Here is a 16,921-nt window from a genome sequence, read left to right as displayed (position 1 = left end):
CTGGCTTGTTTATGATAGCCAAAAAACAACTTTTGCAAGACTAAAAATTATTCCTGATTTTTTTCTAAATCTTCTGTTCTGATTTTCACTATAACCCCGCTCTTTCTTTGCTGTATAACTTTATTTTTTATTTTTTTCTGCAAAAGTCTTTGTATTTCACTAAATGAAGAGCCGGAATAGCTTTTGGATAATTCTTTGTAGTCAATTTTTCCAATCAAATCATTATACCGAGCCATTTTTAACTTCAAATATTTCTGTATTCATGATGGATTGGGCAATGGTATTTCAATTACTCTATCCAATCTTCTTAGAAGGGCTTCATCAATAATTTTTATACTGTTAGTAGCAAAAACCAAAAATCCTTCTGATGGGAAAAAATCGATAAGTTGAAGTAAAGTATTAACAATTCTTTTCATTTCATTATGATCATTACCTGTGTCACCTCTTAGGCGTCAAATTACATCAAACTCATCAATAAAGAGGACCGTGTCTCTATTCCCGTACTTAGAAAAAATGCTAGCTAAATTATTGCTAGTTTCTCAGAGATGTGAAGAAACTAGCTTAGATAAGTTAACTATTTTAAGCTCTCTTCTTAACATTTGTGCCAGGGTATAAGTGAGCATGGTTTTACCACATCATGGACTACCATAAAAAAGAACTTTATTTGTTGGCATCAAGCCCATACTCACAAAAAAATCTTCGTCTTTGTGTTCAAATACAATATTCTGTATCTCTTCTTCTATTTCTTTTGGCAAAACAATATCAGAAAATTTATATCCATTCTTACCTATATGAAAAACATCGTTAATGGGACTTGGAAAATCTGTAATAAAGATTGAATTGGAGATATTGGGAGTTTTGACACTGCCAATATCGTTACTTCCCCCATTAGATCTTTTAGAATCACGAAGAAGACTATAAACATCTTGTACATTTTTATGTGTTTTGTCGAAGATCATAATCTTGAATTTAGTGCACTTCTGCAATTAAGCTTACATCATTTGCCAATTTTAAGTTGTTAAGACTCTTAATCGATTCATATAGTATTCATACCTCTCATGCCTCCTTGATTCACTCATCCTTAATCTGGAGCACAAGAGAAAATGTCTGTCTCCCTACTCTCTTGTAGTATTCCTCAGCCTCCTTACTATCCTTAATACGTGACTTTATTGTAATCTGAATTCATCAATCCACAAATGTTTTATAGTTTTTTCTATTGATTCTAAAAAATTTCATTTGTGCATTATTCCACATTTGATTCCTTCCTGGTGTATCAGACCAAGTCTTTTTGTCCATGTTTCCCATATTTTCTGCCTCCAGGTTACTCACTCCTGGTTGCGTTTTTATTTCCCCTAAAGTGGCTCCTCAGCTATGAATCATGAATCATATATGACAGGTATTATAGTCTGAATAAATTTCTCCTTCACTGTTTATATGCGGGCTATAACACAACACAGCCTTAATTGCTATACTATTTCTATTATTATATTTTACTAAATCTTCAAGGTTTGGTATTTTCAAATTCCAGGTACACAATGGAAATCATTTTTTAGCGTCATAATTTGAAAAATCAATCTCATCTTCAATAATAATGTTTACACAATCATCATTAGAATAAAGTAATTTTACCTCTTCTTCTCAGTTTGCTCAATGTTCTCACAAAAATCAGTTTCCATATATCTTTTTATGAGAAATACCATGTCACTTGAAATAATAATCACAAATAGATTTTGATGGAACAGTTGTATTCAATAAGATTAGAGCTTTTAGGGTCTGCATTCTTAAATCTCTATATAAATCCTTTAGAAGTAAAAGTAAGTGAGTGACGTAGGGTGCTGCAAAACTAGTTCATGCAGTTGTTACAATAGACCCCTCAGATCAAAATGTATAAAACGGTTTATTTTGAAGTTTATCCCCTCAAAACACTACCAAATCAGGTTTCTGGGAATAATGCCAATATCAATGCCTTTTATCTAGTATAGATATATGGCTCTTTCTGGAATGTGAAGTTACAAAAAAGTCTCAATCACTTCAAAATTCATCCTTCCAGTGTCAAAGGCTACCAACCACCAAGGAGTTTATACTACATGCCAAATGAGGGATATTTGCCTCGTCACTCTGCCATATACGAGGATAATTATCATACAATTTAGTTTTGGTCTCTTCTGGGGGGTACTTCAGGTTTCATGCTGAAATAACACATATTAAGTCATATCTATGCATGATTTCATCCAACTTACTAGTAAAACTATTTGGATATTGATTATCTTTTGATGCTCCTTTTTCTCCAAATGATAGATTGAAGACACTAACTCAGAAGCTAGTATGAAGTTCTATCATTTTATTTATCACTTCATCTTCTTCAAATGTAGGAATAGTGATTTTGATAGAACAAATTTTGCAAATTGGGTCCAATTTCTGTTTTTTTCTGAAAATTTGTTTACCAAATGCAACAATTCAAGCAACACAAGTTCAATGTCCTCCGCAAGGAGCCATCGCATCTTCTAATGGATTTCCATAATTGCAGGCAAAATTTATTCAAGGCGTGGTATCAATAATGCTTTGATAGGAATCTATATTTTGAATTCAAGAGTCTATAACACAAGCGATATTCTCAGGGGTAGTCGTCATATCAACCTCTGGATAATAGGGGAGTTCTATAGCTTTCATCAGACCATCTGGACCAATTTCATATATAGATTTACCTTCGATTCGCTCCAAAGAATCACAACACTGAAAGATTATTTCCAAGGCATCCTCATCAATACTTCCCGATTTGATAGTAAATGTTTTTGTATTACTTTGAATTATATTTTCGCTTGGTATGCCAAGGTTTCTAAAAACCTCTAGGATCTCTTCAGGATTTGCATCTTGAAAAATCTTGATATTTAGATCTACATTTCTTCCCCCCTCTGCGTATAGATAGTTACTGTCTTTTCTGTCCTGTGCGGTGAAAATCTCGAAATCCTTAATCAAAACTACAGTCTGTTTCCAATCTGGCTCCTCATTTATAAATTCCTCTATTTTTCTCTCAAAAATATGGAAATCCTCAACATTTTGAACAAAAATATATTGCTTCAGTAATGGATCAAATTTCACAGCTTTTAGCTTCAGATCATCAAAAAATGGTGTTCAGGTCTTGATCAAGTTAAATACATTCGATTTGATATAAATCTTTGGTTTTTGGTTAATTTCTTTTCTTTTAGTTAAAAATCTATCACTGTATCTAGCAGAATAGACCTCCCTCCCCTTTCATAAACTTTCTGCCAATGTCCGCCTCATGAAAATGTAATTTTTCTCTTCAGTAGTCTCTTCAATGTCTTCATCTTCATCCTCAGTGTTAGCTTTACCAGAAGGAAAGGTCATTTTCTTGCCCTTCCAAAGACTTATACCATCTTTAGACTTAGGTAGCCTTTGAGGATTACATAGATGAAATTTATTTTCAGGAGTCATGCCGATAGGATTTATCAGATTATAACAATTAACATAATATTACCAAACAAACCCAATTTATCTTTCTTTATCTTCACGAAGAGCATAAATTGCACTCCTGAATTCTTCATAATTATCGACTGAATCAAACGATATCCTATTTCAACTATTGGTTATGAGGACCATCTGTCCTGATTTGAAAAATACATCAAAAATTCCCCTATTGATACTCATAGTAACTATATCTTTTGCCATAATCTCTGTTGCATGGGTACGGATAAATCAGTATTTAAGAACTATTCGTTTATTTGTAACAGAATATTCCTCATAATGGATAGGAAATGTATAGAATAGAAGTACTATGACAAAAAATATAAATAATATTGTTAGCCACCATGCATCTGTAAAAAACATTATCACGCCCATCAAAAAAATAAAGAAAATTGTTGCGTACATAAAAATATTACGCCTTTTAGAAGGTGTAGTTGTGAACCTAATTTCCTCCTGTTGTAGGAGATGTTTCTCTATGTATGACATTACAGGATAATACAAGTTTTTATCTTATGTAAATGAGATGCTACAAAAAACCGCTTATGTATGGTCAACTTTTATTCGTTCAGATTGTAGCCTCTGAAGCTCATGTACGCATCTATACATATTATTGAGTATACTTGTCTCATACCGTGATAAAATCTCAAATCCGCTCATTTGAGAAGTACCTATATCATACTTAGTTGGTTTTGTTGGTTTCATATTAGAAATAGTTATTCGCAGAGCTCTGATTCAGAAAGTACTCTCCCCGTTATTTGTCACTTCTGATGTTCTTCATTTGCGGTGAAGAAATAGTGGTCCTCAAGTCTGGAGCATCTCTGAAGTCTAAACATAGAGAGGGCGATTCTGTGTACTAAAAAGTGTTCCATACTACCTATAGGTTGGTATTCCTCTATGAGAGTCTCTTCAATCTGATCCAATATGGCTTGCTCCTGAGGATCAATGAGTAAATTTGATGTAATTCAGTGCCTTAAAGCATTGGTCCTTATGATATCCTTCCCTTGCTGAGTTTTGACTCCTCAGAGCTTACCATTCTGTCTGTTTGCATTGATTTGTTTGATGGAGGTCATAGTAAAATAAGATAATAATCATTATAACAGTTTTTGATATTTAGAAAGTTAATTTATGAGAGAGAAAGACACTATTTCAATTACCCTATTGGAATATATAAAATAGTGATTTTCTTTTATATAAAAAGGGTGCAACCATTTGAGAATGAGTGAACTAATCATAATGACTAAACGCAAATTGTTCCGTGAGAAGATGCTTTTCCCTTACTCTATCATAGTTCTCTATAAACTTGATCAAAAGAGTTCAACTATGTGCCCATGTTAGAGCTCCATTTAAGGTATTTCACCCTCGCCCATTGCCACGCGGAATGCCGATCAAGGCATTCGCTGGTCTCAGGTTCAAATCTCCGCCTAGGCGGATGGCTCCATTAAAATATCTTTTATGAATGAGTTTTTATTACAATCCGGAGAAATTGAAGTGCATGTTGTACTCTGATCAATAGGAGATGTTGCAAAAAGCACTTGCCAAAAAGTGGATTATATTTGCTGTCTTGATGTGGATTGAAATCAGAATTGGTATACGAGTACGAGGCAAGCTGCTATGAAGAAAATGCTATCTAACTGACATTCTGAATCGCTCGGAAAAATATTAGAAGATATACGACTTTTGTCTTGATGCATGACTGATGAAGAAATGAGAAAAGATACTCCATGAAAAACAATTCCGAAACAAAAGGCATGACCGTCAAGATCTGTACCTTCGATTCACGAAATGCAAGAATTAGAAAAAATATTGACGAGGGCTGCCACTGGACACAAAAACAGAAGAGATGAGGCAGGAATTGAGTTAATTTGTATAAGAGCTATGAGATAATACGTACGAGCGTATCTCTAAGGATTAGATTTTTTTCGTAATATATTTGACAAGTAAACAATTATATGCTTTAATATGATTGTTGAACTGTTTTATGTGTCGCCATACGTCCTAACAATAGATACGTTTTTTTGCACACTCTCTCTGTCTTCGGATAGAACAGAATGCAGGAGCTGGTGAATCTCCCAAAAGCACCGTAGGAAATGGTCCAACATGAGATATGAGTATGGAACATATCTTCGAGCCTCTTTTTTTGCCAATCGTCGCCGAACACACTGTGTGACAGAGGGAGCAAAAAGAGAGGTTCTTTTTTTATATTAAAACTATTCAGAAAACTGGAAGATATTGGGTAAATTCGCGATAAGATACTTCTGTATTTCCTCTTTATTTGTTCGTGGGAGTGTGGCAACATGTTTCAGATTGAGAAAATCTCTCTGTAAATAAATAGGGACTCTTTCTATTCTTCCTGGCTTGGTGGATATCTCTGTCGTTGGTCCTCATGTTCTATAGGTTCCTCCACGAGTCGTAGTAGGAATATACATACCTGGTTGTACTTCGACGACTGGTCGATTTTTTAGAGCAAATTGTTCTTGGACCATCTCAGATATTGGGACATATGCCCAATACATTTGTTTGCATCATTTTTGTATAGCCAGTTGGTACAATGATTGGATATATTCTTGCGCCTGAGCATAGTCATTACTCGACAATTTGGGATACGTAAGACAAGCGTTGGGTCGTACACGAAAATGCCTCCGTGAAATACGGTATATCTGAAGTGGATCAATAAAACCCATCTTTCAGACTGGCAGGTACGCCTCGGTATGTGCTTCCTGGAAAATCGGAGAACAATTGCAATCCACGTGAGTCCCACCGAGCACGAGAACTCGTTGAACTCTAGACGCCACATATTCTCTATACCCCCGAGTAGTAAGTGTATCTGGGGTATATACAATTCCCTTAGAATAATCTGGAATATAGGCATCAGCTATATTTCACGGTTGTTGTTTATAGACACTAGCTATAGTTCGTGGTTGTGATTCCATAAAAGATATAATCTATATTTTTATAGATTTGTCAATATTTTCCCTTTTAATACTTGGCCTATGCCAATAATACCTCTTCCACGAGTGCATGTATAGTAACCATCCTCATGTGTTGTGGTAGCATATTCTTTGTCGTCTAGGATAATAACTGGTATCTGCGCTGTCTCCTCGAGATGCCACCAGAGATGTTGTGTGGGAGTAAATACATTGCCCTTCAAAGTCCCTATCTTTGCCCCAGCATGCACGAAGAAAAAATACTGCATCAGTGGCCCGAGATTATGACGATTCGCGTACACACCATCCTTGGAAATAAAAAGGTGGGTATTTTTGAGTTCTGTTTTGAGATGTTTTACGGTAAATCGTTCCACCGTCTCTCGCTCCCCCCTGGTCGCAGGTCGTACAAATGGGGTTTGTCATTGAGAAGGAAGGAGTGGGTATTCATGCGGAAGAATCTCTGCAGATTGCTTCCGAAAAATAGAAGCAAAAAAACCACCTGTATGCTCGATATGTGGCCAAAAGCGCTTCTCAAAAAGTTTTTCGAACATATTGGCTCCACTTTTTGAAGTTTTGAGTTTTGAGTTTTGAGTTTTGAGTGTGTCATGTAAACCAATATTTCCTTCATTTTGTACTTTGTCTTTTGTATTTTGTATTTCTTCTGAAAGAAGAATAACATTTTCATTTTCCTCCTTATTCAGCGTACACGTCGAATATGAGATAAATCCTCCTGGTTTTACGATAGTCATCGCTGTCTCAAAGAGTTGTTTTTGGAGTTTCGCAATACGATGAATATTTTTCTCATGCCAATGATCAATCACAGAGCTATCACGGAACGCCGTCCCCTCTCCACTACACGGAGCATCGAGGAGTACAGTATCAAAATATTCAGGAAAATTTTGGAAAAAACGCCCATCGCACGAGACAACAGCGACGTTATCGTAACCCATTCTGTCGAGATTATCGAAGAGTTGTGGCGTACGAGAGCGATTGACTTCATTGGCGATGATGAGACTCTCAGGAAAATAATCTGCCAACTGTGTCGTCTTCCCACCCGGAGAGGCACACATATCGAGGATAGTTCCCCCCTGAAGTCCGTCATCCTCGGACTTGATCCGAGGATCCATGTCATCGTTTGTATCAGAAACAGGAATGGATTCCACCTCGCGTCCTCATTGCATTCGTCCTTGGCTGGAATGACGGGGAGAGCTTTTTTCATTCTTCATTATTTCTCTTTTTAAGAGAAATGGAGGATGTGCCGCCGCTACTTCTTGGATATAAAACCATCCCGCTTGGTGCTCGAGCGTTCGCCCAAGAGCGAGAGAAGTATCCTCACGATCAATGAGAAAGACTTCAGGGATATCCGTCTCAGTCAATATCCATCCTTGTTCACGAGCATGGAGGATAAAATCCGCACGGCTGATTTTGTGCGTATTGATACGAATACTTTTTTTGAGTGGCTTCACGAGTGCGCTCATCACTTCCTCCGACTCCGTGGAAGTCAGATGAAACGTGTTTTCGAGGTAGGTGCGAAATCGAGACATGCGGGTATTCTACCAAGTTTTAAAAAATAGAAACCTTTTATGTGTGGCTATTAAATGCATATCACCATTCTATCTCGTTATATTGATTATAAATGGTCACCCATCCTCCTCCAGAAACATCTACATCAGCTTCGTATCGATGGCATGAATCAGGTGTTTTATCTTCTCAACCAATACTTATCTGAATTGTATACTCACCAGCATCATTCGGGCATATACTCAGTATCCCCCCTTGAACAAGTGTAAACGTCTTCTCTTGTCATTCACATACAAGTGGGGTATACTCTTGTTCTCTGCTGGGGCCATCTTTGATATCAAAGGACGAAGCTGGCACGCTCTCTTCCAGAGAAACATCACGAAACTCTACTTCAGTAGGCGTCAATGCTAGTATCTCATCAACAATGGTGCTAGCCAGTTGTATATTCCCCGACATACATCTTTCGCAACGCAACAAACAGATGACTTGTTCTCGATTACGTCGGACAATATCCTGTATTTCACAAAAGAGTCAAGGAACTCTCAGAGCACGAGTTATTCACCAGTGGAACACTCGTTTTAGTTTGTTTATGTCTGACTGCGCAAAAAGTTGGAGACCAGCTAAGATACTCCCAGCAGCATTGATAATATCCGACCTCTTTGCTCGAGGAAGAGAAGGAAGACAAGTAGACTCTAAGGTATCTCTTTTTGTTGTTATCATGGACGGTATAATAAAACTATTTTCAGAATGTCAAATAATTCTCCTGTCGCCGAACGTCCTTGTAAAAAACGAAAAATTCATAGAGTGGTACTCTTCTCTTGAAGAGTCTAAAAATCTCTCAAAAAGGAAGTAATTTGCTTGAAAATTGGTCTTACGTATGTCTATAACTGAAGAATATCCTACTCTCTGATTTGACGCTCTCGCCGATGCCATTCTCGAGCGAATGGAGCATACCCATGAAACCATATTTCTCACTGGTCGAGCTGGGACCGGCAAGTCGACACTCCTGAAACACTTTATAAAAACCACCAAAAAAGAAGTCGCCGTGCTCGCACCAACCGGCGTGGCAGCCCTGAATATCGAAGGCATGACGATTCACAGATTTTTCGGATTTAGTACGACAGTCACTGTGATGGAGGCGAAGAAAAAAGCTAAAAAAGCAGAGAAGGCAGGACTCGCGGGGATGTATAGTTTTTTTGACACCATCATTATCGATGAGATATCGATGGTGCGTGCCGATCTCCTCGACTGTATCGATATATTCTTGAAAACTCTGCTCGATAATTCCAAACCATTTGGTGGAAAACAGATGATATTTATCGGTGATCTCTATCAGCTCCCGCCTATCGTCCAGGTGAGCGAAAAAGAGCATTTTGGCAGTGTCTATCCGAGCCCGTATTTCTTCGATAGTCACGTGATGCAGGAAATTCACGATATGTATTATTGTGAGCTGGAGAAAGTCTACCGACAATCAGATAACACCTTTATCGCGCTCCTGAATGCGTTTCGTAATCGCACCTTCTGAGACCGAGAACTCAGGATGATAAATGAGCGCGTTATCGATGAGAGTGAACTCGCCAATCTCCCCGAAGGAAGTATCTATCTCGCTGGTCGCAATGCGCGCGTGCAAGAAATCAACGATGAAGCCCTCGCGAAACTGCCCGGGAAAATCCACACATTTTCTGCAAAAATAAAGGGAGAATTCCGACCATCAGAACATCCGACCGAGGAACATCTGCGTCTCAAGGTCAATGCACAAGTGATGTTTGTCGCAAATAATCTCGATGCTGGCTGGGCAAATGGTACGATGGGGAAAGTCGTAGGATTTGAAGACGATACCGTCCTCGTCGAGATCCTCAGCGAGGGACCGAATCAAGGCGAAGAAGTCATCGTCTCGACACAGACGTGGAAAATCACCAAATACACCACTGCGTGAAATGAACTCGATAGCGAAAAAATCGGTTCCTTCGCACAGATGCCTCTGAAACTCGCCTGGGCGGTAACCATCCATAAGAGCCAGGGAAAAACCTTTGATACGGTCGTTATCGACCCAGCCAGTGGACTCTTCGCCCATGGTCAGGCCTACGTCGCCCTGAGCCGCGCGAGAACCCTCGAAGGACTCTCTCTCGTCGGCCCTCTCCGTGCGTCGCATATTATCCTCGATGATAAAATCGCGGACTTTGTCCGAGGATTACAAGCAGGGAGTAAAGGGAATCCTCCCCCCTGTCAAGGGGGGCATGGGGGGTTTGTATCATCCCAACCAGAACCAGAAAAAGGCATCCTGAATCTCCTCAGACTCGCGATAGAAAATGGCGATATCATCACGATAACGTATAAGATGTCTGGTCGCAAAAGCAAACACACATTTAAGCCGTACAGTATCGATGAAATCGACACGGGCGATGCATTTTTTCTCGGCGTAATCGGGTATGATACTGAAACCGATGAGGAAATGACTTTTGGAGTGGATGCTATCGTAGATATGAAAGTAGCGGAATAAAAAATTGGCTCTTGCAAAATAATCAGTAAAGATATACTTCTTTATGAATTATGAAAGAATTACAATCCCTCCTGGGAGAAGCGAATCAGATGACTCGCCATATTGATACAAAACTCTCAATGCCTATCACGTCGGAATGTGTCTTGTATGAAGTATCCAATACAATGGTAGATATGCCAATGGGTATCGGACGTATGCAAGAACTCGAAAGTGATTATAGACACGCAAATGGTATCGGTGCCGTCGTTCCTTCTATTATTGGGCTTTCTGATGTCCTCACTGGTATCCAATGAGCCGCTTCACAGATTATTGCTACCATAGCAAAACACACGAGAACGCTTCAAGAAATCTCCACACTGGCACAACAGTATATCGTCCATACATTCCCTCACGCAAGAAATACTTCACGAGGAGGATTTTTCCGAATTCAGATTACTGCAAAGTCTGCTGTATTTCAGATACTTTTTCTCGTAGGAAGCAACGTATATGTGGTAGCTTATGAAGGAAAACTCGAAAAACTCGCTGACGGATCTGCTTTTAAGACAGCACCATTTTTCCAAATCCCACCCCTCCTAAAAATCCCCTCCGAATACACATCAACACACTACACAACTGCAACATATAAGAGCATCGCGGCACTCCTCACTGAGACACCATATAATGCACCTCAGAAACAATACTACAGATCACACACATCAGATATCTTTAAACAAACTGCAAGGTTGGCGGAGGATTTACTGGCAGCGTAGAAGTATATTTTTAAACAAACTGCAAGGTTGGCGGAGGATTTACTGGCAGCGTAGAAGTATATTTTTAAACAAAAAAAATCCCAAGTTATTTGGTAATAAACTTGGGATCGGACAACTTCTTGCGTGTTCGTAGACTACAGCAGAAGGATATAAATATCTATTGTTGCTGAATCTAGGATACATAGGCGTTCTGTACGACAGAACATACCCCGACAAAAACAGGAAGCGGAGGCCTTGACTTTCCTTCGGTAATTAAGCATTTTCACCCAGCTTCGTATCGTATAATCCGATTACCCCGCTCATTCCTTACCTCGGAAATTCCAAGAGAAAAAATGAGCGGAGAACAGATGACATCGATAGAAAAACAATGAAAGAGAATGGTAAACCAATTCCCTCTCTCTGTATTTTTATTTGAAATGCGGTGAGAAGTCGTTACACTTCTCTCCAATCAGTGAGTCAATGTTGCCAAAAGCACAAGAACAGTTTGTACGGCTATTATATATGAAAACCATGATGAAGTCAGTCTAGCATCTCTTGCATAAATACAGGGTTTATGCGTGAAAGAGAATTTCATCGCCACCTTTTGGCTTGTAGAAGCCATTTCTGAAAATCCTCTAAAAAATGACGAAAAAAACTGCGATTTTGCCTTTAAATGGAGCAAAACGACCACTTTGTATAAAATAGTTATACGTGAGAATCGCTTATAGATAGGCACTTTCGTGGATATGGGGGAAATAAGAGTGTGATTTATCCTATTTTTCTCCTCATAAACAGAAACGAGAGTCCGAGAGCACATACTGTTTGAGCGTCCTGAATGACAGAAAAGAGATGAAGATTTGGCGAGCGAGTTTATGTGCTTTCGGCAGTTTTGGATACTTTGTTGCCAAAAGTATCAGAACGAATCGGTATGGGTTATCACCTGGATTCCACCTCGCGTCTTCGATAAACTCAGACTTGGCTGGAATGACGGAATCAAGTTTAGGATGACGGAAAACGGGGTAGATTCCTGCCTACGCAGGAATGACGGGAAAGGATGACGGAAACGGAAATTGAAATTGTTTTTAATTTATTATTTTTTCATACAATGGCTTCCATGAATCAGACACACGTCACAACAGTTGACCGAGATGGACATCATCATGAGGTGCCAATCGCAGAATTGCGATGGAGACCTACGGCGTATGGGATTATTATCCGTGATAATACTATCCTCCTTTCCCCGCAATGGGATGGTTATGATCTCCCTGGCGGTGGCATTGATTTGGGTGAGACACCGGAAGAAGGTCTTTTGAGAGAAATAAAAGAAGAGACCGGATACGAGGCAGAACTCGATACTCTCGTTACTTGCGAGAATAGTTTTTTTACCTGGAGAACAAAATGAATCCACGCACAAACTATTGCACTCTATTACACGGCACATATCATAGGATGAGAACTCTCAACAGAAGGATTTGATGCAGATGAGAAAAAATATGCAAAACTGGCAGAATGGATACCGCTATCACGACTCCCGGATATAAAATTTTATAGTTCAATAAACCTAACACCAATTCTCAAATGAGTTATTGCTAAAACTCTTCACTCATAACAAACTAAGCCAACAAAACTAATTAAACTTTCCCTAACCCTCCCTTTTATGTCTCTCAAACACGTACAACCAAAAAAATCAGAACAAAAACTGATGATCCTCGTCGGTATCTATATCTTCTGTATCCTCCTCTCGGAAATACTGGGTATCAAAACCGTGCCGCTTGGCGATCATATCTCTTTTGGATTTTGACCGATATTTATAAAAGAGCTCAAAGTCAGCGTCGCGATACTCCTTCTGCCACTGATATTTTCTATCAACGATATCATCATCGAAGTGTATGGAAAAAAGATGGCAAAGACTGTGTATCGTATTGGTCTCGGATGTATCGTGGGGCTGATTGGGTTTTCTATACTCTCGACATGGCTCCCCGCGAGTCAGATATTCTCTGGTTCAGAAGCAGCATACGATCAGATATTTCATCAGACAACGCGTATTGCTATCGCCAGCATTATCGCTTTCGCACTCTCTGATTTGCTCGACATCGTCATCTTCGCACGCCTACGAAATAAGATAGGCAATCTCGGTCTTCGTTCAAATATCAGTAATATCCTCTCACAATTTGTCGATACCACGACGTTTGTCTACTTGGCATTTTTTACTGCGACCTTTGGTCATGCGATGATATGGGGCATTATCCTTCCCTACTGGATATTTAAGTGCTGCATGTCCGTGATGACGACGCCGCTTGTCTACCTCGGAGTACACTGGGCAAAGAAATAAACGCTATGAAACCGTTTTTGATCTTTCTTCTCTGTTCAGCATTTCTTCTCACCAGTTGTGGGAATAATCTCACTTCGTCGGCCATCGCTCCGACAGCAGAAGTGACAACAAAAAAACCTGTCCTAATAATCATCGGTGAAGGTGGACCATCAGGGTCGATGTTTCAAAGAGCAGCCGATACCTACGCAAAAACACATGATGGAAAGCGCTATACCGTGCATAGCGGAGATGAATTTATCAGTGCGATGCGAGCGTATGTCGCAGAAAATGGGCCGATAGAGCATCTCGAATATTTTGGTCATGGGAATAGTGTCGGACTCTATATCAATCAAGCACCCAATATCAATGGTGCGCTCTATGCCAATGATCCGCGAGTGGACCGTGACTATATCGCGGCATCGATTTACGAGCTTCCAACCAATACGTTTGTTCCTGGAGGCAGTATACGATTTAATGGTTGTAATGTCGCTGAAGGACATCTCGAAAAAAGACCAAATCTCGCACAAAATTTTGTGAATTATTTTGGTATTACTGCGGAAGCACCGCTCGGACCCACTGAATTTTCTCAAGTACCTGATCATATCAAGCCATACGTCAATTCCGGCAGTCTCGGAACAGAATTTCGTGGCCCAGTCTATCTCGTCCCGACTGATCCCGAGCGCGGGTTTATCCCTATCAAACCTGAGACACCACTGGCTCCGCTCACGGATATTTACGTGGAAGCGAATTATTCCCCCGATGTCTCGTGGCTCCTCAAAAACGGTTGGACTCCGGAAAAAATAGGATGGACAGCGAATGTCGAACCATGGAAAAATGTCGTCTATAAAGAACTCCTCGCTATGTGCCAGTTTTTCTCCCCTACCGATGCTGCCTGCGAGGAAATCAAGCAATATCCCGAGGATGATATGGTACGCAATCTCGCCGTTCTCTCGACAATTATAGATGCCGCAGGACTGCCGGTAACGACGAAAAAAACAAATCCATGGTATCAAAAATATATTAGCTACTGAATGGAACATGCTCTCCTTACAAATGACTTTATCCATAAAAAATGGTACACTCGCGCCGAGCTTCTCGAGCTCTCAGGAAAAGTCGGGAGGTATAAGGAATGATTAAGGTAATAAATATTAAATTCACATAAAAGACCCTATACAGAAATGGGGTTTTGGGGGACAAACTGTCTGAGCGGGATGAAAAAAGATATTCGATGAACTTGGTTTATAGCGAGTTTTTGTCCCCCGAATGATCCATTATATTGTAATCTACTCGAAGTGAGGTTCACTCACTTCTCCGGTACTTTTTTCAGAAAAAGTACAAGAACGAATCGGTATGAGTTATCACCTAGATCCTGAATCGAGTTCAGGATGACGGGAATAAGATTCCACCACCGCCTTTGGCGGGACAGGCCTCGATCCGCCTAGGCGGACAGGATGACGGAAATAATTGCAATACCATTTTTATAAAGTCCAGCAAGAATAAAGTATCAGGTATTGACTCATATATCCTCTTACCTACACTTATTAGTCTATGAAAAACTTTCTCTCTTTCTTTTCTCCGAAAAATCTCGGAGAAATCGCCCAGGCACTCTGGACGCGTTTTCCGATTCCAGCCGTTTTAGTCCTCGCTAATGCAGGGCTTATATGGTATCAGGTCAATAATCCTAATGCTCTTGAATCTGATATGATACTCCGTGTCATCATGACACTCATTGTCACCCTCTTTCTCTCTGTGGGAATCGCGATATTTGGTGAATCTCATAGTGAAAACAAATATGTCAGATGGATGCCAGTGCTTCCTATCCTCTATGGTATCGGTTTTTACTTCTCTATCCGATATATGGATACGAATAGTGGTTTTTTCAATGATGACATCGTACTATTTATCCTCCATCTCGTGGGCTTTATCGCATGGATATTTTTTGCGCCATTTCTCCTGCGTCGTGCACAAAAAGAAAAAGATGTTATACAATATACGAATTATTTTACACAAGTCGCATGGGCATCTCTGATGTCTGGCTTGGTCTGAGGGGCCGTGATGGCACTCGGGAGTATCGCTATCGGGGCAGTAGGGACACTTTTTGATCTCAATGCGCTCATCAATGAGTGGAAGATGTATGAGAATTGGGCTGTCACAGCACTTGCTCTCGCAGCGCCACTCTATGGACTGATGCACCTCCCAAGAAAAATAGAGGTCAGAGAGAGAGAATATGATACCAATAAATTTTTTGCCTTTGTCATCCGTTTTATCGTTATTCCATTTGTGACACTCTATTTCTGTATCCTCTACGCTTATAGTGTCAAGGTTCTCTTAAATATCTCTGATTGGCCAAAATGAGAAGTCAGCTGGCTCGTTATCGGATTCTCCATTTTTGGCTACCTCGGATATATCTTCTCAAAATCATACGAGGAAGAGCATATTACCGTGTGACTCTATCGTCGACTCTTTCCTATTGTCGTTATCCCTCAGATACCTATGCTCGGATATGCTATTCTACTACGTATCAATCAATATGATTTGACGATGAACCGATATTTTGTGGTAATATTTGGGATATGGCTCACAATTATTTCTCTCTATTTCGTTTTTAATAAAGTCAAGTCACTAACCGTGATTCCTGCGACACTAACCGTCATTACGCTCCTAATATCCGTCGGTCCTTGGTGAGTCTACCAGCTCCCCCTCAATCGACAATACAGCGCCCTTATTAAAAATCTCGAAACAGCGTGAATTCTCAATAATGGGATCATCTCAAAATCCTCTGACTCACTCGATCCTGCTTTGGAAAATAGTATCTACTCAGGCATTGAGTATGTCTGTGGCTTCGAAAAATGTGCACGTATACAGACTCTTTTTGCGAGTGTCCTCACAGAAGCAAACAAGCTCGATGAAAAAAATTGGATCGAGAATCCCTACAACAAAGACAAGCCCTATATAGGTATGAATCGTTGGACAGTCTTATCGGCCGTGACGCAGGCAATCAATATACAGTGGCGAGAGACTCTCGGCATCAATGACGAAAGAAAATATCTGACATATGGCTCTCAGAAAAGCGACATCTATGATCGTCCACTCAATGTGGCAGGTTACGATACCCTCTATATGATCAGGGGCTACTATCCAGGTGACACTGGCACCGTATTAATACCAGAATATGTGATGATAAATGTTGATAAGGAAGAGCTAACGCTCAAGGAAAAAAGAAAAGAGACCATATTTTCTCTCCGGGAAATCAATGCAGAGCTTCTCAAAAAATATAATAATAGCGATAATAATACTCTGAATTCTGATGATCTCACCTTTGTTTTAGAGGCAGAGAATCGCAGTATAAAACTCATCTTCCAGGCCTACTCATTTAAAAACCCGAAGTTTATAGGAAAAGATAGAGAGGAGTACGCAAATATAATAGGGTATGCCCTCGTCAATTAAATCCTCA

The 16,921-nt window shown here is 39.8% G+C and carries 15 protein-coding genes; 8 read left to right on the top strand and 7 right to left on the bottom strand.

Features of this window, described 5'->3' with window-relative positions; genetic code table 25:
• Positions 1–47 precede the first annotated feature (47 nt).
• From WC753_03670 to WC753_03655, 4 genes are all read right to left on the bottom strand, one after another.
• Positions 48–959, bottom strand: coding sequence for an ATP-binding protein (locus WC753_03670; protein MFA6080547.1), 912 nt, complete (start codon positions 957–959; stop codon positions 48–50).
• Between the two features lie 10 nt (positions 960–969).
• Complete coding sequence (locus WC753_03665; protein ID MFA6080546.1) at positions 970–3,453, bottom strand: S8 family serine peptidase; 2,484 nt, start codon at positions 3,451–3,453, stop codon at positions 970–972.
• 57 nt (positions 3,454–3,510) lie between these two features.
• A complete protein-coding gene (locus WC753_03660; GenBank protein ID MFA6080545.1) occupies positions 3,511–3,687 on the bottom strand; it encodes a hypothetical protein in 177 nt (58 codons plus the stop codon).
• Positions 3,688–4,196: 509 nt separating this feature from the next.
• Positions 4,197–4,553 carry a hypothetical protein gene (locus WC753_03655; GenBank protein MFA6080544.1) on the bottom strand — a complete coding sequence of 119 codons (357 nt, stop codon included), beginning with the start codon at positions 4,551–4,553 and terminating at the stop codon, positions 4,197–4,199.
• A 382-nt stretch (positions 4,554–4,935) separates the two neighbouring features.
• Between WC753_03655 and WC753_03650 the strand changes: the two genes are divergently transcribed.
• Positions 4,936–5,367, top strand: a complete 432-nt coding sequence (locus WC753_03650) for a hypothetical protein (protein ID MFA6080543.1) — start codon at positions 4,936–4,938, stop codon at positions 5,365–5,367.
• Between the two features lie 323 nt (positions 5,368–5,690).
• On the opposite strand, the gene WC753_03645 is transcribed toward WC753_03650, so the two are convergent.
• Genes WC753_03645 through WC753_03635 form a run of 3 tightly spaced genes read right to left on the bottom strand, consistent with a single transcriptional unit; the run spans position 5,691 to position 8,648 of the window.
• Entirely contained in the window at positions 5,691–6,413 is a 723-nt protein-coding gene (locus WC753_03645; GenBank protein MFA6080542.1) for a hypothetical protein, read from the bottom strand.
• 20 nt (positions 6,414–6,433) lie between these two features.
• Positions 6,434–7,951: an RsmB/NOP family class I SAM-dependent RNA methyltransferase gene (locus tag WC753_03640; protein ID MFA6080541.1), complete on the bottom strand. Its 1,518-nt coding sequence runs from the start codon at positions 7,949–7,951 to the stop codon at positions 6,434–6,436.
• A 37-nt stretch (positions 7,952–7,988) separates the two neighbouring features.
• On the bottom strand, positions 7,989–8,648 hold the full coding sequence (locus WC753_03635; protein ID MFA6080540.1) for a hypothetical protein: 660 nt from the start codon (positions 8,646–8,648) through the stop codon (positions 7,989–7,991).
• 157 nt (positions 8,649–8,805) lie between these two features.
• Between WC753_03635 and WC753_03630 the strand changes: the two genes are divergently transcribed.
• The 7 genes from WC753_03630 (at position 8,806) to WC753_03600 (ending at position 16,914) form a co-directional block, all read left to right on the top strand.
• Positions 8,806–10,428, top strand: a complete 1,623-nt coding sequence (locus WC753_03630) for an AAA family ATPase (GenBank protein MFA6080539.1) — start codon at positions 8,806–8,808, stop codon at positions 10,426–10,428.
• Positions 10,429–10,478: 50 nt separating this feature from the next.
• Positions 10,479–11,177, top strand: coding sequence for a hypothetical protein (locus WC753_03625; protein ID MFA6080538.1), 699 nt, complete (start codon positions 10,479–10,481; stop codon positions 11,175–11,177).
• A 332-nt stretch (positions 11,178–11,509) separates the two neighbouring features.
• Entirely contained in the window at positions 11,510–11,719 is a 210-nt protein-coding gene (locus WC753_03620; GenBank protein ID MFA6080537.1) for a hypothetical protein, read from the top strand.
• A gap of 542 nt (positions 11,720–12,261) precedes the next feature.
• Positions 12,262–12,765, top strand: coding sequence for an NUDIX domain-containing protein (locus tag WC753_03615; GenBank protein ID MFA6080536.1), 504 nt, complete (start codon positions 12,262–12,264; stop codon positions 12,763–12,765).
• Between the two features lie 48 nt (positions 12,766–12,813).
• Entirely contained in the window at positions 12,814–13,488 is a 675-nt protein-coding gene (locus WC753_03610; protein MFA6080535.1) for a queuosine precursor transporter, read from the top strand.
• A 5-nt stretch (positions 13,489–13,493) separates the two neighbouring features.
• A complete protein-coding gene (locus WC753_03605; GenBank protein ID MFA6080534.1) occupies positions 13,494–14,609 on the top strand; it encodes a hypothetical protein in 1,116 nt (371 codons plus the stop codon).
• Between the two features lie 406 nt (positions 14,610–15,015).
• Entirely contained in the window at positions 15,016–16,914 is a 1,899-nt protein-coding gene (locus tag WC753_03600; GenBank protein ID MFA6080533.1) for a DUF4153 domain-containing protein, read from the top strand.
• Positions 16,915–16,921 lie beyond the last annotated feature (7 nt).

Source organism: Candidatus Gracilibacteria bacterium, from assembly GCA_041660965.1.
Lineage (GTDB): Bacteria > Patescibacteriota > Gracilibacteria > BD1-5 > JAGOOR01 > JAGOOR01.
Note: the sequence above shows the minus strand (reverse complement) of the source record. Positions and strands in the feature narration are given on the sequence as shown.